This is a genomic window from Euryhalocaulis sp., assembly GCF_013911995.1.
GTDB classification, from domain to species: Bacteria; Pseudomonadota; Alphaproteobacteria; order Caulobacterales; family Maricaulaceae; genus Euryhalocaulis; species Euryhalocaulis caribicus.
Map to the genome: position 1 here is coordinate 55,212 of NZ_JACESD010000005.1, position 20,595 is coordinate 75,806.

Genomic DNA, 20,595 nt, shown 5'->3' on the forward strand with positions numbered 1-20,595 from the left:
ATGGATATCGGCGGCATCGCATCACAGGGACAGGCGGCGGGCGCCACCAACGCCTCCGCGTCTCTGGCCAATAATTTCGAGACTTTCCTGACCCTGCTGACCGAGCAGATGAAGAATCAGGACCCGCTCAATCCGCTGGAATCGACCGAGTTCATGACCCAGCTGGTCCAGTTCTCCGGCGTCGAGCAGCAGATCAAGCAGAATGAAAGCCTGGAGACGATGATCGGCCTGCAATACGCGGCCGCTTTCGGCTCCACCGCCAGCTATCTGGGCCGCGAGGCGACGGTGTTTTCCAACCAGGCCCCGCTGATCGATGGCCAGGCGAAATGGTCTTACAACCTGCCGCAGGACGCGGCCGAAAATAAGCTGGTCGTGACCGACGAGAAGGGGCGCGTGGTCTTCGAGACTGAAGGCGCGCTGGAATCCGGCGATCACGAATTTGTCTGGGACGGAACCGACAATAACGGGGACCCGCTGGAAGACGGCGTCTACACGATGAAGGTCACCGCCCTGAACGAGGACGGCGACAAGATCACCGCCAGAACCACCGTTACGGGCCGCGTCACCGGCGCCGATTTCACGGGGGCCGAGCCGGCCCTCCTGATCGGCGACCTTCGCGTCGCGCTCGGATCGGTCAAGGATTTGCGGGAGACGCAAGCCCCCGCCACTGAAGACCCGGCCGCCTGAATAAACGGCCGGCGCTCCCCATCGGCAAGAACGCCGGAAACGGGAGCGAAATGAAAACAAAGCGCAAAACGCGCTCCCTCACATAAGGACACAAACAAAGGGAGCACTCTCCAATGTCCATCAACTCTGCGCTTCTCGCCGGAACGACCGGCCTGGCCGCAAACTCCAGCGCCCTAGCCGCGATTTCGGACAATATCGCGAACGTGAACTCCGTCGGCTACAAGCGGACCGACACCCTGTTTGACTCTCTGTTCCAGGCCGATTCCTCGGCTTCCAGCTCCTATTCCGCGGGCGGCGTCAAATCCACGACGCGCCAGCTGGTGAACACGCAGGGCCAGCTGACCGCCACGGGCAACAGCTCCGACCTCGCCATTTCCGGCGCCGGCTTCTTCGTGGTCAGCCCGACCGCCTCCACCGGGCAGGCTTCGGACTACCTGTTCACCCGCGCCGGCTCCTTCAATGTCGATGAAAGCGGCCTGCTGGTGAATTCCTCGGGCTATTATCTGCAAGGCTGGCCGGTGAATCCGGACGGCAGCGTCACGGCGAACCCGTCCGACCTGACCGCGCTCGAGCCGGTGGACATCGGCTCCATCTCCGGCGTCGCGGAGGCCACCAGCAACGTCAAGATCAACGCCAATCTGCGCGCCTCGACAGAGATCAGCGCCGCGGAAGCCACCTATGACGCCACCGCCACGGCCAACAACATGGCCTCCGGCGCCGTGGATCCGGACTTCACGCGCACCATCACCGTTTACGACTCCCAGGGCGGTTCGCGCACGCTGAATCTCGCCTTCCTGAAATCCAGCGCCAATCCGAACGAATGGCATGTCGAGGTCTATTCCGATCCGCCGGGCGACGTGAATGGCGCGCCGCCGCTGGTCGACGGCCAGATCGCGACCGGTATCGTGACGTTCGACGCCAACGGCCAGATCGATGCGGGGGGAACCACGCTTCCGGCGTCTCTGGACATTCCCTGGGCGGCCTCCACCGGCGTGGAATCGCCCCAGACCGTGGCGCTGAATCTCGGCGGTCCAGGCGAAACCGGCGGCCTGACCCAGTTCGACAGCCCGTCCGTGCTGGTTTCCACCGCCATTGACGGCTCGGCCTTCAACGATAATCCGTCCATCTCCATCGATGACGAAGGCTTCGTCGTGGCGTCCTTCGGCGACGGCGTGGTGCGAAAAGTTTATCAGTTGCCGCTGGCGACCTTCCCGAATCCTAACGGGCTGATCTCCGAAGTCGGCGGCGCTTACCGCATCTCCGGCGACTCCGGCGACTTCTCCCTGAAGGTACCCAAGACCGGCGGCGCCGGAATAATCTCTTCGGCGACTCTGGAGGCGTCGAACGTCGATCTGGCGACCGAATTCGCCAATCTTATCAAGACTCAGCGGGCTTATTCGGCCAGCTCGAAAATCATCACAACCGCCGACGAGATGCTCGACGAGCTGATCCGGATGAAGCGGTAATTGAGGGGGCATGGAAGACGCCGGCTGAGCCGATTCAGCCGGCGTTAACCATATGATTAAGCTAACAAATCGACTCGATGGTCGATGATTGCTTTAGCCGATTGTTAGGACGCTTGGGGTAAGACAGACGTCATAACAAACAAGGGAATTGGCTGACCGACCATGAATCCGCGCCGAACAGAAAATTACGTTATGGGACCCGATGGCAGCCCGCTGACCCTGGCTGATCTTCCCAAGCCGGAAACCCGCCGGTGGGTCGCCCGCCGCAAGGCGGAAGTCGTCGCCGCGGTCCGTGGCGGCCTCCTCAGCCTGGAGGACGCCTGCACCCGCTACCGCCTGACGGTCGAGGAATTCCTCGCCTGGCAGCGCAGCCTGGACGATCACGGCCTCGCGGGCCTGCGCACCACGCGCGTCCAGAAATACCGCAATCACTAGGCATTACGCTTTTACATGTCAGGCGAAGAAACGGGGCCGCGAAAGCGGCCTCTTTCATTTTGACCTGACCCGCGCTGCGCGTCCGCGCTGAAATCTCCGCCGCGCCTATCGACGTTTCCTTTACGTTCTCGTTTATGATGGCCGCATGCGGGGAGCGATTCGCATTCTGGGGGTGGACCCCGGCCTGCGCCGGTGCGGCTGGGGCGTCGTCACGGTCGAGGGCGCGCGGCTGACCCATGTCGCCCATGGCGTCATCGCGCCGCCGACCGATGCGGCCATGTCCGACCGGCTCTGTGTGCTGTTTGACGCGCTGGATGCGCTGATCGCCGAACACGCGCCCCATCACGCCGCCGTCGAGGAAGCTTTCATGGCCAAGAACGCATCGTCCGCCCTGAAGCTGGGGCAGGCCCGCGCCATGGCGCTGCTGGCGCCGGCCCGCGCCGGTCTGCCGGTGGCCGAATACGCCGCGCGGGAAATCAAGAAATCGGTCGTCGGCACGGGCGGCGCGGAGAAAAGCCAGGTGGCCTCCATGGTCTCCGTCCTGTTGCCCGGCTGCCGCGCGACGGCGGACGCGGCCGATGCGCTGGCCGTTGCGATCTGCCATGCGCACACCGGACTGACGCGCGACCGTCTGGCGGCCGCCTCGTGATCGGCAAGCTGAAAGGCGTCGTCGACACGATCGGCGAGGGCGAGGCGATCCTGGATGTCCACGGCGTCGGCTATCTGGTGTTCGCCGGGGCGCGGACGCTCCGCAATCTCCAGATCGGCGCGGCGGCGGAGCTGCATATCGAGACCGAGGTGCGAGAGGACGCCTTCAAGCTCTGGGCCTTCGCCAGCGAGGGCGAACGCGCCTGGTTTTCCCGCCTGAAGGAAGTGCCGGGCGTTGGATCCAAGGTTGCCGCCGCGATCCTCGACGTCCTGACCCCGGACGACCTGATGAACGCCGCCGCGCTGGAAGACGCCGGCGCGGTGTCCCGCGCCCATGGCGTCGGCAAGAAGCTGGCCGCCCGCGTGGTATCCGAACTCAAGGACAAGGCGCCGCCTTCCGGGCGGGGCCTTGCCGCCGCGCCCGCGCCCTCTGGGCCAGGCGCGGCGCCCAATTCGCCCGCCGCCGCGGCTTCTGGCGTGCGGCTGGACGCCGTCTCGGCGCTCACCAATCTCGGCTATGACCGCACCGACGCCCAGCGCGCCGTGGCCGAGGCGCTGGCGGACGCCGGCGATGACCCCGAACTCGACGCCGTCCTGAAAGCCGCGCTTAAAGAGCTGGCCCGGTGAGCGAGGAAGACCGCCTCATATCCGGCGAGCGTCAGGACGATGACGGCCGCGACAAGGCGCTGCGCCCTGAAACGTTCGATGAATTCGTCGGCCAGCGCGATCCGGTCGGCAATCTGAAAGTGTTCGTGCGCGCCGCCGCCAATCGCGGCGAGGCGCTGGACCATGTCCTGCTCTCCGGCCCGCCAGGCCTTGGCAAGACCACGCTGGCGCAGATCACGGCGCGGGAGCTGGGGGTGAATTTCCGCTCCACTTCCGGTCCGATCCTCGCCAAGGCGGGGGACCTCGCCGCGCTGTTGACCAATCTGGAGCCGCGCGACGTCCTGTTCATCGACGAGATTCACCGCCTCAACCCGGCGGTCGAGGAAGTCCTCTATCCGGCGATGGAGGATTTCGAGCTGGACCTGATTATCGGGGAGGGGCCGTCCGCCCGCTCGGTGAAAGTCGGCCTGGCCCCCTTCACCCTCATCGGCGCCACCACCCGCGCCGGGCTTCTGGCCACGCCCCTGCGCGACCGGTTCGGCGTGCCCGTGCGGCTGGATTTTTATGAAGTCGAGGAGCTGGCCCATATCGTCGCCCGGCAGGGGCGCAAGCTGGGCGCGCCGCTCAGCGAGGAAGGCGCGCTGGAAATCGCCCGCCGCGCCCGCGGCACGCCGCGCGTCGCCGGGCGCCTGCTGCGCCGCGTGCGCGACTTCGCCGAAAGCGACGGCGCGGAGATGATCGACCGCGCCGAAGCGGACAAGGCGCTGAAACGGCTGGGCGTGGACGCTATCGGGCTGGACCGGCAGGACCGCCGCTACTTGAAAGCCCTGGCGGAGATGTTCGGCGGCGGCCCCGTCGGCGTGGAGACCATGGCCGCGGCGCTGGCGGAAGCGCGCGACGCCATAGAGGAAGTGATCGAGCCGTTTCTGGTGCGCGAAGGCTTTGTCATGCGCACCCCGCGCGGCCGCGTCGCCTGCCCCCGCGCCTATGAACATATGGGCCTGACCCCGCCGGCCAGCGGCCCGCAGGCCGGCCTGTTCGGCGAGAAATAGACAATGAGCGGAAAAGAGCAGCCGGCTCAGGGCCGGATCGAAGACGGCCTGCACCGCCTGCCTGTGCGGGTCTATTACGAGGACACCGATTTCACCGGCGTTGTCTATTACGCCAATTATCTGAAATTCATGGAGCGCGGCCGCACCGATTTCCTGCGCTGCGCAGGCGTGGCGCATGCGGCGCTGGCGGAACTTGATCCGCCTCTGGGCTTTGCCATCCGGGAAGCGAACCTGAAATTCCATGCCCCGGCGCGGATCGACGACGCCCTGATTGTGGAAACACGGCTGGTCGATGCGCGCGGGGCGAGACTGAAGATGGAGCAGCGTATCCTGCGGAAAGAGGCCATGCTGATGGAAGGGAGCGTGGAGGCGGCTTGCATCGATTTTGCAGGACGTCCGCGTCGCCTTCCTGCAACAGTAAGCGAACAGATAATCCGCCACGCCCGATCCGTCCTGAAATCGTCATAATCAGCCGCGAAACGAAGCTGAACTTGACCGGGCGCGCGGCGGCCCAAGAATAACCCGCGACTCGCGAGAGAATTAACCATGGGGAGACCCGCCTAGATGGACATTCTGATGCTGGCCGCCGCCGGACCCGCCGCGCTCGGCCCCGGCGAAGCCGACTATTCGTTCATCGGCCTGTTTTTCAGGGCCGATATTATCGTCAAGGCCGTGATGATCGGGCTGGCGCTCGCCTCGATCTGGTCCTGGGCTATTATTCTGGACAAGCAGTTCCAGTTGATGGGCCTGCGCCGCAAGGCGCGCCGGTTCGAGGATGATTTCTGGGCCGGCCGCTCTCTGGACGATCTGGACAACACCTTCGCCGCCAAGCCGCGCGACCCGATGAGCCGGGTCTTCGCCGCGGCCATGTCCGAATGGCGGGAATCGAAGGACTCCACCTCCGAAGGCCAGATGCTGAGCCTGCGGGAACGCATCGACCGCGTGATGAACGTCGCCGTGCAGCGGGAGATTTCCAATCTCGAAAGCGGTCTCGGCGCGCTGGCCTCCATCGGCTCGGTGTCGGTGTTTGTCGGCCTGCTGGGCACGGTCTGGGGCATCATGAACTCTTTCCGCGCCATCGCCGCCTCGCGCGACACCAATCTCGCCGTCGTTGCGCCCGGCATCGCGGAGGCGTTGTTCGCCACCGCGCTGGGCCTGGTCGCGGCCATCCCGGCGGTGATTTTCTACAACAAGTTCTCCACCGACATCTCCAGATACGCCGTGCGTCTTGAAGGCTATGCGGACGAGCTGTCGGCGATCCTGTCCCGCCGCATCCACGGGCGGCGCTGATGGGAGCCGGAGTCACGCATCAACCGCGCGGGCGCGGCGGCGGACGTTTTCGCCCCCGGGCCGAAATCAACGTCACGCCGCTGGTCGACGTCATGCTGGTGCTGCTGATCGTGTTCATGATCACCGCGCCGCTGCTGACGGTCGGCGTGCCGGTGGACCTGCCAAAGACAGAGGCCAAGGCCCTGTCGGCGGATTCAGAACCCCTGACCATCACCATCCAGCCGGACGGAACGATCTTCCTTCAGGAGACCGAAATCCCGATGGAGGAACTGGTGCCGCGTCTCTCCGCCATGTCGGAGGCCGGCTATCAGGAGCGCATCTTCGTGCGCGGCGACAACGCCGTGGAATACGGCAAGGTCATGCGCGTCATGGCGCGGCTGAATTCGGCGGGCTTCACCAATATCGGCATGGTCACAGACCCGACCGAAACCACCGAAAACGAATAAGGACCGATGCGCGCCGGACTGCCCTTATCCATTATCGGGCACGCCGTGCTGATCACCGGCGGGCTGATCGCGCTGCCCTATGCCGCAAAGACGGTGGACGATTCCCCCGTGCCGGTGGTCCCGATCGAGCTGGTGACAATCGGCGAGGAGACCAATATCCGCGCCGCGGTGGAGGACGAGGAGCCCGAACCGGTGGAAGAACCGGAGCCGGCCGTCGAGGAAACCCCGGACGAGGAGCCGCCCGCCGAACAGGTCGAGGAAGCTCCGGCCCCCGAACCCGAGCCGGTCGAGGAAGAGCCCGAGGCCGAGCCGGAAGTCATCGACGCCCCGGACGAGGAGCCGGTTGAGGAAGAACCTGAACCGGAGCCTGAGCCCGAACCCGAGCCCGAACCGGAAAAGGAAGAGTTCAATCTGGACCGCATCGCCTCGCTGGTCGACAAGGCCAAGGAGGAGCAGCGCCCCCCCGACCGGCGCGAGGATTCCGGCGACACCCCGCCCGAACGCGCCGAGGAGGCGCGCCCTGCCGCCGGGCTCGGCACCGACATGACGATTTCCGAATATGACGCCCTGCGCCGCCGCATGCTGGAATGCTGGCGCGCGCCGCTGGACGCGCCCAATCCGGAAGAACTGGCGGTCTCCGTGCGGGTTCAGCTCAACCGGGACGGCACGCTGGCCTCCCAGCCGCAGCTTCTGAACGCCAACCGGATTCGCCTGTCAGGCGATCCGTATCTGCGGCTGGCGGGGGAGCGGGCTGTGCGCGCGGTGCAACAGTGCGCGCCATATTCTTTCCTTCCTGCTGACAAATATTCCGCCTGGCGCGAGATCACGATGAACTTCGACGCGTCGAACTGACTGCGCTACACATTGCCCGCCCGTCTGGCGGCGAAACGATGAGAGAGATGTCCATGCAACGCTTTCTGATGCTTGTCCTCCTCCCGGTCCTTCTGGTGGTTGCGCCCGCGCACGCCCAGATCGAAGTGGACATCAACAAGGGCCACCTGAATCCGCTGCCCGTCGCGGTCGACCCGTTCATGGGCGATACGCCGGAGGCCGCCGATCTGGGCGCCGATATCGCCGGCGTGGTCACCAATAATCTGGAGCGGTCCGGCCTGTTCGAGCCGATCTCTCAGGAGGCCTTCGTCGAGGACATCCAGGACTTCAATGTGCGCCCGCGCTTTCAGGACTGGCGGCTGATCAACGCCCAGGCCCTGCTGACCGGCGAAGTGGAGCTTCAGTCAGAGTCGCGCATGCGCGTCGCCTTCCGCCTGTGGGACGTCTATGGCGAGGAGGAAATCCTGGCCCTGTCCTTCACCGCCACGCCCGATCTGTGGCGGCGGATCGCGCACAAGGTCTCCGACCAGATCTATAAGCGCCTGACCGGCGAAGAGGGGTATTTCGACACCCGCATCGTCTTTGTCTCCGAAAGCGGCGACAAGGTGAATCGCGTGAAACGCCTGGCGATCATGGATCAGGACGGCGCCAATATGCAGTTCCTGACCAGCGGCGATTATACGGTGCTGACGCCGCGTTTCTCGCCGTCGAACCAGATGATCACCTATATGAGCTACCGCACCGGCAAGCCGCAGATCCATCTGTTCGATATCGAAACCGGCCGCCACGAGACGCTGGGCAATATCGGCAATATGACGTTCGCCCCGCGCTTCTCTCCCGACGGATCGAAAGTGGTCATGTCGCTGGAGGAGGCCGGCAATACCGACATCTATGTGATGGATTTGCGCTCGCGCCAGATGACGCGCCTCACCTTCGGCCAGTCCATCGACACCTCTCCCACCTTCTCTCCGGAAGGCGACCGCGTGGTGTTTGAATCCGACCGCGGCGGTTCGCAGCAGCTCTACATCATGAACGCCGACGGTTCGGGCGTGGAGCGGATCAGTTTCGGCGAGGGGCGCTACGCCACCCCGGTCTGGTCTCCGCGCGGCGACCTGATCGCCTTCACCAAGATTACGGGCGGCCGGTTCGCCATTGGCGTCATGCGTTCCGACGGGTCAGGCGAACGCCTGCTGGCCGACGGGTTCCGCGCCGAAGGCCCCACCTGGGCGCCCAATGGCCGGGTGATCATGTTCTGGCGTGAAGAGCGGGGCGGCGAACCCTCCATCTGGAGCATTGATCTGACCGGTCAGAACCTGCGCCGGGTGAATACGCCCGGCTCGGCCTCCGATCCGGCGTGGTCGCCGCTGCTGGACTGACACTCGCCTGAAAAGGGAATTTATAGAAATCGTTGGAACTCCGTTGCGTTTCTCGCGTACAATGCCGTTCTGGAAGGGCGCGCACGGCGTAATGCGATAGCGCGCGGTCCGGTTGCCCGGATCGCAACGTTGACGGGGCTGACGGATGCCGTGCAGACGCTCGCCCGAAAGAAAAGTTTTTTGTTCAAGGGGAATCCCATGAAGTTCCAGATTGCCTTGTTTGCCGCCGCTGCCCTCGTGGCCGCCGGTTGCGCCAAAAAAGACGAGCCGGTGGATACCACGCCGTCTCAACCGCCCCAGACCACTGATCGCGGCGATCCCAACGCCAATATCGATCGCGGTCCGGTTCCCGGAACCGAAGCCGATTTCGTCGAGAATGCGGGCGACCGCGTTTTCTACGAACTCGACTCCTATCAGCTGGACAGCGAAGGCCGCGCGACGCTCGACCGTCAGGCCGCCTGGCTTCAGGAATATCCGAACGTGACCGTTCTGGTCGGCGGCCATGCCGACGAACGCGGCACGCGCGAATACAACCTCGCCCTGGCGGCGCGCCGCGCCAACTCGGCGAAGGACTATCTGGTGTCGCGCGGGATCGATCCCTCGCGTCTGTCCACGGTGTCCTATGGTGAGGAACGCCCGGTCTGCTCTGCGTCTTCGCAGGAGTGCTGGGCTCTGAACCGGAACGCGACCAGCAACATCGTCTCCGGCGCCGTCTCCAGCTAGGAGACGCGTAACGGAAAGGCCGTTCGCGGCTGACGACGCTTGAAATACGGCGCCCGCCGGGACCTCCCCGCCGGGCGCCGTTTGCGTTCCGGCCCGGCCCGGCCATAGTTTCGCCAACCCTATTGCCTAATGGACGACCCATGCGCGCACTGACCACATTCCTGATTTTCGCCCTTGTCGCCGTCTCCCTGCCTCAGGACGCCTCGGCCCAGAGCCGCCGCGAACTGGACGAACGCCTTCGTGCGGTCGAAGCCACGATGCGCCAGATGGAATCCCGCCAGATGTCGGGCGACCCGGCGGCCGTGCGCATGCTGACGCGCGTCGATGATCTGGAGCGGCAAATCCAGAACCTCACCTCCCAGGTCGAGGAGGTGAAATACGAGAACCGCCAGCTGAAGCGTCAGTATGAGGCGCTGCAGGAGGATATGTTCGCGGTGATGGACCGCGGCGGCGCAGCGGGCGGAGAGGGCGAGGAAGCCTTCAACGGCAATAGTGGCGCGCGCAACTATTCCAGCAATTCCGGCGGTTCGGGCGATCGCGGCCCTGTCAGCCTTGTCGACGACCCGGACGCCGATGTCGCCATCGTCAATCCGGACGACCCCAATGCGGAGGCCAAACGCGCCGCCACCCGGCCGCTCGGCTCCAGCGTGATGGATTCGCGCGACATGAACGCGGACCCGGACCTTCTCTTCGCCCAGGCCCAGACCCGTCTCAATGAAGGCGATTACGGCGCCGCCCGCGGCGCTTATCAGGATTTCCTGGCCGCCGCGCCGGACGATCCGCGCCGGGGCGAGGCCTATTTCTGGGTCGGCCGCCTGCAACTGATTGAGGGCGAGTCCGCCATCGCGGCCGAATCCCTGATGCAGGCCATGCAGGCCGGCGGCCCGCGCGCGCCGGAAGCCATGGTGCAGCTGGGCGTGGCGCTGGTCGATATGGGCCAGAAGAACGACGCCTGTCAGACGCTGGGCGCTGTGGCCCAGCAATTCCCGCAGGCCAGCGACTCCGTGCTCCAGGCCGCCAGCCGCGAGCGCAGCCGCGCGGGCTGCAGCTGACCGGGGACGTTTCACTTTCTGAAGATATCGCCGGGCGTCTGACCCGGCTGGCCGCTGGCGCGGACCGCGCCGTGCTGGCGCTGTCCGGCGGCGGCGATTCCATGGCGCTGGCCCGGCTGGCAAAGCCTTGGGCGGACGCTTCCGGCGTCGCCCTGCGCGCAATTATCATCGATCACGGGCTTGCGCCGCATTCCGCCGATCACGCCGAATTCGCCGCTACAGCGGCCCGTCACATGGGTCTGGACGCCAAAATCATCGGCTGGCGCGGAGAAAAGCCGGAAACCGGCGTGCAGGCCGCCGCCCGGCAGGCGCGCCACGCCCTGATCGCGGACGCCGCGCGGGATTTCAAAGCCAGTATCATCCTTACCGGTCACACGCTGGACGATCAGGCCGAGACGGTGTGGATGCGCGCGGCGCGCGGCGGCCACTGGCGCGCGCTGGCCGGGATGACGCGGCGCGGTCCGCATCCGCTGTGGCCGCAGGGGCGGGGGCTGGAAATCGTCCGGCCGCTTCTGGACTGCCGCCGCGACGCCCTGCGCGCCTGCCTGCAGGAGGGCGAGATCAGCTGGATCGAGGACCCTGCCAACGAAAACGCCCGGTTTGAACGCATCCGCATCCGCGGCGCGCTGGCCCGGTTCGAGACTGCGGGGATCGCGCCAGAGCGACTAGCCTTACTTGCGGATTCCGCCCGCAGTCTTGCGGATCGCGAGGACGCGGGCGCCGCCGCCATTCTCACAGAGGCCGAGTTTCGCCCGGAAGGCTGGGCGCGTATCCCGCTTGCGGTTCTGCGTGACGCCCCCGCGCCGCTTGCGGGCCGCGCGCTGCAGGGTTTGATCGCGGCGGTGTCAGGGCAGGCGCATCCGCCCGCGCGGGACCGCGCCGATCAGGCGGCGGCGGCCCTGACAGGCGGCGAGGCGGCAAGCCTGACGCTGGGCGGCGCGCTTCTGTGGCTGGACGGCGGCGCGCTTCACGCCGCGCGGGATTCCGGCGCGGTTCTGGGCCGGTCGGACAAATCCGCTATGCCGCCCATGCCGCTTACGCTTGATACCCCCGCCGACTGGGACGGGCGCTATCAGATCACGGCGCGGGAGGCGGGCCTGACAGCGGCGCCGATGGGGCGCAATGCGTCCGCGCTGCCCGCCGCCGCCCGCAATCGGCTGAGCGGCCTGCCGGAGCGCGCGCGGGCGACCCTGCCTGTGCTGATGCGGGGCGCGGATATCGCCGCAGCGCCGCTTCTGGACTATAATGCAACTCTTGCGGGGCTGGATTATCTGGCCCCTGCGCGGCTGGCGCATATGCGGCTTGGCGCAAAAACTGCGGGTCCGGGTGGCGAATGGCGTTCCGGCGCCCCACATTCGGACTCTGAAATTCGCGGCGAGCGCCGCTCATTGAAACTTGGTTTAGGTCCATGACGCTGAGAAATCTGGCCCTTTGGGCGATCATCCTTCTGCTTCTTATCGCCCTGTTCAACCTGCTGCAGGCCCCGGCCCAGCAAGGCGCGTCCAGCGAGATCACCTTCTCGGAGCTGATGCGTAGCGCCGATGCGGGGGAGATCGAGAGCGTGGAGATCGCCGGCGAGCAAATCACCGGCGTCAGGCAGGATGGCGAACGTTTTGTCACCTATGCTCCGCCCAATGCGGACGGTCTTGCTGACCGTCTGTATGACGAAGGCGTTGAGATTACCGCCAAACCGACCTCCGAAGACGGCAACATGCTGACCAATATTCTGATCAGCTGGTTCCCGATGCTGCTCCTGATCGCGGTGTGGATTTTCTTCATGCGCCAGATGCAGGGCGGCGGCAAAGGCGCGATGGGCTTTGGCAAGTCCAAGGCGCGCCTGCTGACCGAGCATCAGGGCCGCAAGATGTTCGAGGACGTCGCCGGCGTCGACGAGGCCAAGGAAGAGCTGCAGGAAATCGTCGAGTTCCTGAAGGACCCGGCCAAGTTCCAGCGCCTGGGCGGCAAGATTCCGAAAGGCGCGCTTCTGATCGGCCCGCCGGGCACGGGCAAGACCCTGCTGGCTCGCGCCGTGGCGGGTGAGGCGAATGTCCCCTTCTTCACCATTTCCGGCTCGGATTTCGTCGAGATGTTCGTCGGCGTCGGCGCCTCCCGCGTCCGCGACATGTTCGAACAGGCCAAGAAGAACGCGCCCTGCATCATCTTCATCGACGAGATTGACGCGGTCGGGCGCTCCCGCGGCGCCGGGCTCGGCGGCGGCAATGACGAGCGCGAACAGACCCTCAACCAGCTTCTGGTCGAGATGGACGGGTTCGAGGCCAATGACGGCATCATCCTGATCGCCGCCACCAACCGCCCGGACGTTCTGGACCCGGCGCTGCTGCGCCCGGGCCGTTTCGACCGTCAGGTCGTGGTGCCCAATCCCGATATTTCGGGCCGCGAGAAGATCCTGAAAGTCCACATGAAGGAGGTCCCGACCTCCTCCGACGTGGAGCCGAAAGTCATCGCCCGCGGCACGCCCGGCTTCTCCGGCGCGGACCTTGCCAATCTGGTGAACGAGGCCGCGCTTCTGGCCGCCCGCCGGTCGAAGCGCCTGGTCACGATGCTGGAGTTCGAGGACGCCAAGGACAAGGTCATGATGGGGCCGGAGCGCCGCTCCATGGTCATGTCGGAGAAAGAGCGCACCCTCACCGCCTATCACGAGGCAGGCCACGCCGTGGTGGCGCTGAACGTCCCCTCCTCCGACCCGGTGCACAAGGCGACGATCATCCCCCGCGGCCGCGCGCTGGGCATGGTCATGCAGCTGCCCGAGGGCGACAAGATGTCGATGACGAAAGAGGAAATGACCTCGCGTCTGGCCATCCTGATGGGCGGCCGCGTGGCGGAAGAGATCAAGTTCGGCAAGGAGAAAGTGACCTCCGGCGCCGCCTCCGACATCCAGATGGCCACCAAGCTGGCCCGCGCCATGGTCACCGAATACGGCCTGTCGGACGAGATGGGGCCGATTGCCTATGGCGAGGATCAGGGCGAGGTCTTCCTGGGACAGCAGATCGCCAATAACCGCTCCATATCCCCCGAAACCGCGCGTCGGATCGAGGCGGAGATCAAGGGACTGGTCACGGGCGGCTATGACCGCGCCACCAGCATCCTGACCGAGAAGGAAGCGGACTGGACCAAGCTGTCGGAGGCTCTGCTGGAATACGAGACCCTGTCGGGCGAGGAGATCAATCGCCTGCTGGAAACCGGCGAGCCGCCTAATCGCGACCCGGAAGATCCCCCGGAACTGGACGAAGGCCCGACCAGCGCGCTGCCCGTCACTGACGAGGACGAAGCCACCGGCCACCACGTCCCCGGCATCGACCCGGAACCGCAAGGCGCCTGAGCCGCGCCGCCATGAGATGCCAGGCTCCCCGGTCCGCCGGGGAGCCTTTTTCTTTTCCTTGTCCTGCAAAGCCGCTAGCCAGCCCTCATGCGCACGCTTCTGCCTCCTGACCGTCCCGCGATCATGGGCATATTGAATGTTACCCCGGATTCGTTTTCTGACGGGGGCCGCTACAAGGCGCGCGACGCCGCCATGCGCCAGGCCATGATAATGATCGATCAGGGCGCGGACATCATTGATATCGGCGGCGAATCCACCCGTCCCGGCGCCGATTCTGTCAGCGAGACCGAGGAGCTGGACCGCGTCATTCCTGTTATCGAGGCTCTGCGCGCTGAAAGCGCCACGCCGGTTTCCATCGACACGATGAAGCCGGCCGTTGCCCGCGCCGCCATCGGCGCCGGGGCGAATATCTGGAATGATGTAACCGCCCTTCGCTTCGCTGACGACAGCCCCGCCGCCGCGGCGGAGCTGGGCGTCCCCATCGTCCTGATGCATATGCGCGGCGACCCCAAGACCATGCAGGCCGATCTCGCGCCCTATGACGACGTGGTGGCCGATGTCGCCGCTTTCCTGACCGGCCGCGCCGGGGCCGCGGAAGCGGCGGGCGTCAGCCGCGAAAATATCTGGCTGGATCCGGGGATCGGGTTCGGAAAGTCGCTGGAGGACAATCTCGCCCTCACGCGCGGCCTGCGCCAGGTCAGCGAACTGGGCCTCCCCGTGCTCTACGGGGCCTCCAGAAAGCGTTTCATCGCCCTGCTGGACCCGGCCGCCGACTCCGCGGCGGATCGTCTGGGCGGCTCCGTGGCGGCCGCCATCGCGGCGGCGGAGGGCGGCGCGCGCGTGCTGCGCGTGCATGATGTGGCGGAAACCGCGCAGGCGCTGAAAGTCTGGCGCGCCATAAAGGACGGGAAAACATGATCGGTCCGTGGGGCTTGCTGGTGATTGCCGGCGCGCTGGAAATCGTCTGGGCGCTGGGTTTCAAATATCTCTGGGGCCGCGGCCTGCCGTGGAAGGCGCTGTGCATCGGCGCGCTGGTTCTCTCTATGGTCCTGCTGATCCGCGCCTTGCAGGCTTTGCCCGCCGGAACCGCCTACGCCGTCTGGACGGGCATCGGCGCGGTTGGCGTGGCCGTGCTCGGCATCCTGTTCTTCAAGGAGCCGGCGACCTGGCCGCGCATCTTCTTCATCGCGCTGATCCTCGCCGGGATTGTGGGTCTGAAACTGGCCACTGCGCCGCAGGGCGCCTGAGCGCGCGAAAAACACAGCGTCACTTCATTGTCACAGTTTGCGCGGCCCCGGGCCTTTGCTATTGAGCGCGGCGAAACCCCGACGCCGATCCCATGACGGAGAGCCCCGCCCCATGAAGCTGATGTGCGGCAACGCCAATCCCGAACTCGCCTCCGCCATCGCGGATTATCTGGACGTCCCGCTGACCAATGCGCAGGTCAAGACGTTCGCCGACGGCGAGATTTTCGTCACCATCGACGAAAATGTCCGCGGCGAGGACGTGTTCATGGTCCAGTCGACCTCGGCCCCCGCCAACAATCACCTGATGGAGCTGCTGATCAGCATTGATGCGCTGACCCGCGCCTCGGCCAAGCGCATTACCGCGGTGATCCCTTATTTCGGCTATGCCCGTCAGGACCGGAAGACCGGCGGCCGCACCCCGATCTCCGCCAAGCTGGTCGCCAATCTGATAGAGGCCGCCGGCGCGGACCGCGTTCTGACCATGGATCTCCACGCCGGCCAGATTCAGGGCTTCTTCGACATCCCCACCGACAACCTCTTCGCCACGCCGGTGATGGAGGACGATATCCGCAAGAAATACGATATCGAGAACATGATGATCGTGTCGCCGGACGTTGGCGGCGTGGTCCGCGCGCGCCAGCTGGCCGCCCGCATCGGCGCCGATATCGCCATCGTCGACAAGCGCCGTCCCAAGGCCGGAGAGTCCGAGGTGATGAACATTATCGGCGACGTTTCGGGCCGCCGCTGCATCCTGTTCGACGACATGGTGGATTCCGGCGGCACGCTGGTGAACGCCGCCGCCGCCCTGAAGGAACAGGGCGCGGTGGAGGTCAGCGCCTATGCCTCGCACGGCGTGCTGTCCAACAGCGCCTGGAACAAGGTCGCGAATTCGGAGCTGACCGAGCTGGTCGTGACCGACTCCATCCAGATGCCCGAAGACGGCAAGGCGGCCCGCAATACCCGCCAGGTGACCGTCGCCCCCCTGATCGGCGAGGCCATCCGCCGCATCGCGCACGACGAATCCGTTTCCAAGCTCTTCGACTAGGATTCACGCCCGCCCCGTACCGCAGGGAACGGGAAGGGCCGTTGAGTCGTTTATCCAGGCACAATGAGACAATAGCGCCACGCGGCGGCCCACCGGACGGGCGGCGCGCGCGGCTTTTTGAAGCCTGGAGACCCAAAATGAAGACCCAGTCCCTTTTTGCAGCGACCGCCACCATTGCGCTCATGGCGTTTTCCGCCAATGCGCAGGATGACAGCGCCTTTGCCGCCCTCGACGCGAACGCCGACGGCGAGCTTTCGCTTGAAGAAATTCAAGCCGAATCCAAGGCCGTCACGCAGGCCGATTTCGATATCTACGACACCGATTCCAGCGAAGGTCTGTCCCAGACCGAATACGACGCCTGGATGACGGCGAAGACCGAGATGGACGCCGACGCTGAAACCGGCCTGGAAATGGAAGCGCCGGAAATCGACGCGCCGGAGCCTGACGCCGGCATCGCCGCCGATGTGGGCGCGGACATGACGGCGGAAACTGATTCTGGCGACATGGACATGGATGTCGAAGCCGATACCGGCGTGGAAGCCGGCCCGGACGCCGAAATGGATATGGGCGCGGAGACAGACATGGACGCCATGGCCCAGCCCACCGTCGATGACGAAACCCAGCCGGAAACGGTTGTGGAAAGCGACGCCGAAATCGGCGTTGATCAGGAAGTCACCAACGATGGCGACGGCGACATGGAAGCGCCGGTCGATCCGCCAGCCGACGCCATGAACACGGACACGGAAGTGACCGACGCCGAGGCCGAAGCCAATACCGAAATGGGGCTGACCGCCGATGGCGAAACCCCGGAAGCGGCGGAAAACAACACGCCGCAGGCCGATGACGACGCCACGCCTCCGGCCAAGCTGACCTCGCCCGATGATACCGCGGGCGGCGATGCCGCCAGCGCCTCCATGTCTGCGGACACGGACATGCAGGCCACCGCGCCGATGGCGTCTGACTACGGCACGGAAGACGACCAGGTCAGCCTGCTGACCAGCTTCACCGCGATGGACGCGGACGGCAATGGTTCGGTGTCCTCAAACGAATGGTCGGACTGGCAGGCGGAAGACACCGCCAGCCGCACGCAGGGTTTCACCGCTGTTGACACTGACGGCAGCGGCCGCGTGGTGTTCACCGAGTTCGCCGAGGCCTATGGCTGGACGCCCGTCGCCGTGATGGCGGTGGAGTCTGATGCGGGCGTTGCGGCCGATGCCGGCGCGGACATGATGGTCGATCCGGAAACGGATGCCGGCATGGACGGCGAAGCGGACATGGAAGCGGACATCGAAACCGACATCGAGATGGATGACGGCCAGGGCGATGACGCCGCCATGGACGATGATGCGATGACCGATGACGATCCGGAACAGCAATAACGTCTTTTCCGGTTAGAATAACCGCATAAAAAGGCCGGCCCGCAGGGGCCGGCCTTTGCTTTGTCATCACGGTGTAATTACAACGACGGATGAATGGGGGCTTCAGCGTTCAATCAGCCTCGGACTGGTAAGCTCTGAAGCAAGATGACCAGACTTATGAAAACAAGACAGGCGCGTTTTCTGATCGCCGTCAGCCTTTTGATCGCGGCGGTGTCCGCCGTGGCGGTTTACAGCCACGCGGAAGAGCTGGAGAGCGCGGCCAGTGATAACGGCATCGTGCTCTGGCTGGGCGATCCGGACATGCGCCGCGACTAGCCGCAGTGCATGGCTTGCGCCCGGCGCGCTTATCCCATAAAAGCGCCGCCTTAAATTCAATGCCGCGGAACGGCAGTGGCGGTTCCGCGAGGCGCCGGCCCGCAACGGGGCGGCGGATACGTTTTTAGGTGAAGGCGGCAAAGCAATGAGCGATATCGTTCTCAAGGTCGATGTGCGTGAATCCAAAGGCACGGGCGGCGCCCGCGCTGCACGGCGCGAAGGTCTGGTCCCGGGCGTGATCTATGGCGGCGAGCGTGGCTCGGTCGCGATCGCCTTCAAGGAAAACGAACTGGTCAAGGCCATCAAGCAAGGCAACCTGCTGGCCCACATGATCGAGATCGAATATGACGGCGAGCGTCAGCCCGTCATCACCCGCGACATCCAGTTCCATCCGGTCACCGACAAGGCGCTGCACATTGACGTGCTGCGGGTCGAGGAAAACACCCGGATCGACGTCGAGATCCCGGTCCACTTCATCAATGAAGAAGCCTCTCCGGGCCTTAAGCGCGGCGGCGTCCTGAACGTTGTCCGCCACATGGTCGAGGTGAACACCCCGGCCGGCTCCATTCCGGAAGAGCTGATCGCCGACCTGACCGGCCTGGACATCAACGACGCCGTGCACATCTCCTCCATCCCGATGCCGTCCGGCGTCCGCCCGACGATCACCGACCGTGACTTCACCGTCGCCACCATCGGCGCGAAGATGAAGAAGGAAGAAGAGATCGTTGAAGAGGAAGTCGCCGCCGACGAGGTGCCGACGACCGAGCAGGAAGAGGATATCGACACCTCTGACAGCGAAGCCGGCGATATCGAACCCGAGAAGGAAGAAGGCTAGTCCGCTTTTTCAGGCGGACGCATCCGAAAGCCTTCCGGAGCGTCATGCAGATATGGGCCGGGCTCGGCAATCCGGGTCCGAAATACGCCGGACATCGTCATAATATCGGTTTCATGGCCGTGGACGCGATTGCCGCGCGCCACGGCTTTGGCCCATGGCGCGCCCGCTTTCAGGCGGAAAGCGCCGAGGGCGTGATCGATGGCGAGAAGATCCTGCTTCTCAAGCCCCAGACCTACATGAATGAAAGCGGCCGTTCGATTGCCGAGGCGATGCGCTTTTTCAAGCTCGCCCCCGAAGACATCGCCGTTTTTTACGATGAAATCGACCTGGCTCCGGGCCGCTTCCGCATGAAGACGGGCGGCGGCGCGGCCGGGCATAACGGCATCCGCTCCATGATCAGCCACGCCGGCGCCGATTTTCGCCGCGCCCGCATGGGCGTTGGCCATCCCGGCCACAAGGACATGGTCCATTCCTATGTGCTGCATGATTTCGGCAAGGCCGAACAGCGGGACTGGCTGACCCCGCTCCTGGACGCCTGCGCGGACGCCGCGCCCTATCTCGCCGCGCGCGATGAGGAGCGTTTCCAGACGGAGGTAATGCGTCTGGCGCCCGCCCCGAAAGCCGATCCCCGCAAGGCGGCTGACAGCTGAACCTTGACGCGCGGCCCCGCCGGCCGCATCACCTCGCGCTCTAACCCTTTAACGCCAACGGAATTTTCATCGATGGGCTTCAAATGCGGCATCGTCGGCCTGCCCAATGTCGGCAAGTCGACCCTTTTCAACGCGCTCACCCAGACGGCGGCGGCGCAGGCGGCGAATTATCCGTTCTGCACGATCGAGCCGAACGTGGGCGAGGTCGCCGTGCCCGAACCGCGTCTGATGAAACTGGCGGAGATCGCAGGCTCCAAGGAAATCATCCCGGCGCGCATGAATTTCGTCGACATCGCGGGCCTGGTCCGCGGCGCCTCGAAAGGCGAGGGGCTGGGCAACCAGTTCCTGGCCAATATCCGCGAGGTGGACGCCGTGGCCTATGTCCTGCGCTGTTTCGAGGATGGTGACGTCACCCATGTCGAGGGCCGCGTCGATCCCATCGCGGACTTTGAGACCGTCGAGACCGAGTTGATGCTGGCCGACATGGACAGCCTTGAGAAACGCCGCGCGGGCGTGGAGAAGAAAGCCAAATCCGGGGAGAAAGAGGCCAAGGCCCAGCTTGTCCTGATCGACCTGGCGCTGGACCAGCTGCGCGAGGGCAATCCGGCCCGCAACGCCGATGTGCCGGAAGAGGCGAAAAAAGACTGGAAAATGCTCCAGCTCCTGACCGCCAAGCCGGTCCTGATGATCGCCAATGTGGACGAGGAATCGGCCGCCACCGGCAATGAACACTCCGAAAAGGTCATGGAACGGGCGCAGCAGGAAGGCGCCCCCGCCGTGGTCATTTCCGCCAAGATCGAAGCGGAACTCGCCCTTCTGGAGCCTGAAGAGCGCGCCGAATATCTGGGCGAGCTGGGGCTGGAGGAGCCGGGCCTGAACCGGATGATCCATACCGGCTACCAGCTTCTGGGCCTGCAGACCTATTTCACGGTCGGCCCCAAAGAGGCCCGCGCCTGGACCATCCGCGAGGGCTGGACCGCGCCAAAGGCCGCCGGCGTCATCCATGGCGACTTCGAGAAGGGCTTTATCCGCGCCGAGACGATCTCATACGACGATTATGTCGCGGTGGGCGGCGAACAGCCGGCCAAGGACGCCGGGAAAATGCGTCTGGAAGGTAAGGAATACATCGTCCGCGAGGGCGACGTGATGCATTTCCGCTTCAACGCCTGAAG

General features: G+C 65.2%; 23 protein-coding genes. All 23 read left to right on the forward strand.

The window, feature by feature from the left end; translation table 11 throughout:
* The 23 genes from H2040_RS02310 to ychF all read left to right on the forward strand — a co-directional run bounded on the left by H2040_RS02310 (position 1) and on the right by ychF (position 20,593).
* Positions 1-687: a flagellar hook assembly protein FlgD gene (locus H2040_RS02310; protein ID WP_287154065.1), complete on the forward strand. Its 687-nt coding sequence runs from the start codon at positions 1-3 to the stop codon at positions 685-687.
* A gap of 113 nt (positions 688-800) precedes the next feature.
* Entirely contained in the window at positions 801-2,153 is a 1,353-nt protein-coding gene (locus tag H2040_RS02315) for a flagellar hook protein FlgE (RefSeq protein WP_022697027.1), read from the forward strand.
* 162 nt (positions 2,154-2,315) lie between these two features.
* Positions 2,316-2,588 carry a CtrA inhibitor SciP gene (gene sciP / locus H2040_RS02320; protein ID WP_022697028.1) on the forward strand — a complete coding sequence of 91 codons (273 nt, stop codon included), beginning with the start codon at positions 2,316-2,318 and terminating at the stop codon, positions 2,586-2,588.
* 145 nt (positions 2,589-2,733) lie between these two features.
* Positions 2,734-3,237, forward strand: a complete 504-nt coding sequence (ruvC, locus tag H2040_RS02325; RefSeq protein ID WP_022697029.1) for a crossover junction endodeoxyribonuclease RuvC — start codon at positions 2,734-2,736, stop codon at positions 3,235-3,237.
* Positions 3,234-3,863, forward strand: a complete 630-nt coding sequence (ruvA, locus tag H2040_RS02330; protein ID WP_287154070.1) for a Holliday junction branch migration protein RuvA — start codon at positions 3,234-3,236, stop codon at positions 3,861-3,863. The genes ruvC and ruvA overlap by 4 nt, the downstream gene beginning before the upstream one ends.
* Positions 3,860-4,894, forward strand: a complete 1,035-nt coding sequence (gene ruvB / locus H2040_RS02335; RefSeq protein ID WP_287154072.1) for a Holliday junction branch migration DNA helicase RuvB — start codon at positions 3,860-3,862, stop codon at positions 4,892-4,894. Before ruvA ends, ruvB begins: the two co-directional genes overlap by 4 nt.
* A 3-nt stretch (positions 4,895-4,897) precedes the next feature.
* The gene (gene ybgC, locus H2040_RS02340) at positions 4,898-5,362 is read left to right on the forward strand and encodes a tol-pal system-associated acyl-CoA thioesterase (RefSeq protein WP_022697032.1); all 465 of its coding nucleotides are present in this window, start codon (positions 4,898-4,900) and stop codon (positions 5,360-5,362) included.
* Positions 5,363-5,458: 96 nt separating this feature from the next.
* Positions 5,459-6,184 carry a protein TolQ gene (gene tolQ, locus H2040_RS02345; protein ID WP_287154075.1) on the forward strand — a complete coding sequence of 242 codons (726 nt, stop codon included), beginning with the start codon at positions 5,459-5,461 and terminating at the stop codon, positions 6,182-6,184.
* Positions 6,184-6,630 carry a protein TolR gene (gene tolR / locus H2040_RS02350; protein WP_022697034.1) on the forward strand — a complete coding sequence of 149 codons (447 nt, stop codon included), beginning with the start codon at positions 6,184-6,186 and terminating at the stop codon, positions 6,628-6,630. Before tolQ ends, tolR begins: the two co-directional genes overlap by 1 nt.
* Before the next feature lie 6 nt (positions 6,631-6,636).
* Positions 6,637-7,482, forward strand: coding sequence for a cell envelope integrity protein TolA (tolA, locus tag H2040_RS02355; protein ID WP_287154077.1), 846 nt, complete (start codon positions 6,637-6,639; stop codon positions 7,480-7,482).
* Positions 7,483-7,529: 47 nt separating this feature from the next.
* Positions 7,530-8,837, forward strand: a complete 1,308-nt coding sequence (gene tolB, locus H2040_RS02360) for a Tol-Pal system beta propeller repeat protein TolB (RefSeq protein ID WP_353844771.1) — start codon at positions 7,530-7,532, stop codon at positions 8,835-8,837.
* Between the two features lie 198 nt (positions 8,838-9,035).
* The gene (gene pal / locus H2040_RS02365) at positions 9,036-9,560 is read left to right on the forward strand and encodes a peptidoglycan-associated lipoprotein Pal (RefSeq protein ID WP_027068256.1); all 525 of its coding nucleotides are present in this window, start codon (positions 9,036-9,038) and stop codon (positions 9,558-9,560) included.
* A gap of 140 nt (positions 9,561-9,700) precedes the next feature.
* Positions 9,701-10,612, forward strand: a complete 912-nt coding sequence (locus tag H2040_RS02370; RefSeq protein ID WP_287154083.1) for a tetratricopeptide repeat protein — start codon at positions 9,701-9,703, stop codon at positions 10,610-10,612.
* Between the two features lie 47 nt (positions 10,613-10,659).
* On the forward strand, positions 10,660-12,024 hold the full coding sequence (gene tilS, locus H2040_RS02375; protein WP_502709320.1) for a tRNA lysidine(34) synthetase TilS: 1,365 nt from the start codon (positions 10,660-10,662) through the stop codon (positions 12,022-12,024).
* Positions 12,021-13,952, forward strand: coding sequence for an ATP-dependent zinc metalloprotease FtsH (ftsH, locus tag H2040_RS02380; protein ID WP_287154087.1), 1,932 nt, complete (start codon positions 12,021-12,023; stop codon positions 13,950-13,952). Before tilS ends, ftsH begins: the two co-directional genes overlap by 4 nt.
* A gap of 87 nt (positions 13,953-14,039) precedes the next feature.
* Positions 14,040-14,870 carry a dihydropteroate synthase gene (gene folP / locus H2040_RS02385; protein WP_287154089.1) on the forward strand — a complete coding sequence of 277 codons (831 nt, stop codon included), beginning with the start codon at positions 14,040-14,042 and terminating at the stop codon, positions 14,868-14,870.
* Positions 14,867-15,199, forward strand: coding sequence for a DMT family transporter (locus tag H2040_RS02390; protein ID WP_022697043.1), 333 nt, complete (start codon positions 14,867-14,869; stop codon positions 15,197-15,199). Before folP ends, H2040_RS02390 begins: the two co-directional genes overlap by 4 nt.
* A gap of 112 nt (positions 15,200-15,311) precedes the next feature.
* Positions 15,312-16,244: a ribose-phosphate pyrophosphokinase gene (locus H2040_RS02395; RefSeq protein WP_022697044.1), complete on the forward strand. Its 933-nt coding sequence runs from the start codon at positions 15,312-15,314 to the stop codon at positions 16,242-16,244.
* A gap of 137 nt (positions 16,245-16,381) precedes the next feature.
* A complete protein-coding gene (locus H2040_RS02400) occupies positions 16,382-17,623 on the forward strand; it encodes a midas domain-containing protein (protein WP_287154092.1) in 1,242 nt (413 codons plus the stop codon).
* A gap of 156 nt (positions 17,624-17,779) precedes the next feature.
* On the forward strand, positions 17,780-17,938 hold the full coding sequence (locus tag H2040_RS02405; protein WP_022697046.1) for a hypothetical protein: 159 nt from the start codon (positions 17,780-17,782) through the stop codon (positions 17,936-17,938).
* A 145-nt stretch (positions 17,939-18,083) separates the two neighbouring features.
* Positions 18,084-18,773 (forward strand): 50S ribosomal protein L25/general stress protein Ctc, encoded by a 690-nt coding sequence (locus H2040_RS02410; RefSeq protein ID WP_022697047.1) that lies wholly within the window; start codon positions 18,084-18,086, stop codon positions 18,771-18,773.
* A gap of 44 nt (positions 18,774-18,817) precedes the next feature.
* A complete protein-coding gene (gene pth, locus H2040_RS02415; RefSeq protein WP_287154096.1) occupies positions 18,818-19,423 on the forward strand; it encodes an aminoacyl-tRNA hydrolase in 606 nt (201 codons plus the stop codon).
* A gap of 72 nt (positions 19,424-19,495) precedes the next feature.
* A complete protein-coding gene (gene ychF / locus H2040_RS02420; RefSeq protein ID WP_287154098.1) occupies positions 19,496-20,593 on the forward strand; it encodes a redox-regulated ATPase YchF in 1,098 nt (365 codons plus the stop codon).
* Positions 20,594-20,595: the final 2 nt, after the last annotated feature.

Excerpts from the sequence above, each read along its gene's own strand:
- H2040_RS02310 (WP_287154065.1), top strand. The coding sequence starts at position 1 with ATGGATATCGGCGGCATCGCATCACAGGGACAGGCGGCGGGCGCCACC.
- H2040_RS02315 (WP_022697027.1), top strand. The coding sequence starts at position 801 with ATGTCCATCAACTCTGCGCTTCTCGCCGGAACGACCGGCCTGGCCGCA.
- sciP (WP_022697028.1), top strand. The coding sequence starts at position 2,316 with ATGAATCCGCGCCGAACAGAAAATTACGTTATGGGACCCGATGGCAGC.
- ruvC (WP_022697029.1), top strand. The coding sequence starts at position 2,734 with ATGCGGGGAGCGATTCGCATTCTGGGGGTGGACCCCGGCCTGCGCCGG.
- ybgC (WP_022697032.1), top strand. The coding sequence starts at position 4,898 with ATGAGCGGAAAAGAGCAGCCGGCTCAGGGCCGGATCGAAGACGGCCTG.
- tolQ (WP_287154075.1), top strand. The coding sequence starts at position 5,459 with ATGGACATTCTGATGCTGGCCGCCGCCGGACCCGCCGCGCTCGGCCCC.
- tolR (WP_022697034.1), top strand. The coding sequence starts at position 6,184 with ATGGGAGCCGGAGTCACGCATCAACCGCGCGGGCGCGGCGGCGGACGT.
- tolA (WP_287154077.1), top strand. The coding sequence starts at position 6,637 with ATGCGCGCCGGACTGCCCTTATCCATTATCGGGCACGCCGTGCTGATC.
- tolB (WP_353844771.1), top strand. The coding sequence starts at position 7,530 with ATGTCCATGCAACGCTTTCTGATGCTTGTCCTCCTCCCGGTCCTTCTG.
- pal (WP_027068256.1), top strand. The coding sequence starts at position 9,036 with ATGAAGTTCCAGATTGCCTTGTTTGCCGCCGCTGCCCTCGTGGCCGCC.
- H2040_RS02370 (WP_287154083.1), top strand. The coding sequence starts at position 9,701 with ATGCGCGCACTGACCACATTCCTGATTTTCGCCCTTGTCGCCGTCTCC.
- ftsH (WP_287154087.1), top strand. The coding sequence starts at position 12,021 with ATGACGCTGAGAAATCTGGCCCTTTGGGCGATCATCCTTCTGCTTCTT.
- folP (WP_287154089.1), top strand. The coding sequence starts at position 14,040 with ATGCGCACGCTTCTGCCTCCTGACCGTCCCGCGATCATGGGCATATTG.
- H2040_RS02390 (WP_022697043.1), top strand. The coding sequence starts at position 14,867 with ATGATCGGTCCGTGGGGCTTGCTGGTGATTGCCGGCGCGCTGGAAATC.
- H2040_RS02395 (WP_022697044.1), top strand. The coding sequence starts at position 15,312 with ATGAAGCTGATGTGCGGCAACGCCAATCCCGAACTCGCCTCCGCCATC.
- H2040_RS02400 (WP_287154092.1), top strand. The coding sequence starts at position 16,382 with ATGAAGACCCAGTCCCTTTTTGCAGCGACCGCCACCATTGCGCTCATG.
- H2040_RS02405 (WP_022697046.1), top strand. The coding sequence starts at position 17,780 with ATGAAAACAAGACAGGCGCGTTTTCTGATCGCCGTCAGCCTTTTGATC.
- H2040_RS02410 (WP_022697047.1), top strand. The coding sequence starts at position 18,084 with ATGAGCGATATCGTTCTCAAGGTCGATGTGCGTGAATCCAAAGGCACG.
- pth (WP_287154096.1), top strand. The coding sequence starts at position 18,818 with ATGCAGATATGGGCCGGGCTCGGCAATCCGGGTCCGAAATACGCCGGA.
- ychF (WP_287154098.1), top strand. The coding sequence starts at position 19,496 with ATGGGCTTCAAATGCGGCATCGTCGGCCTGCCCAATGTCGGCAAGTCG.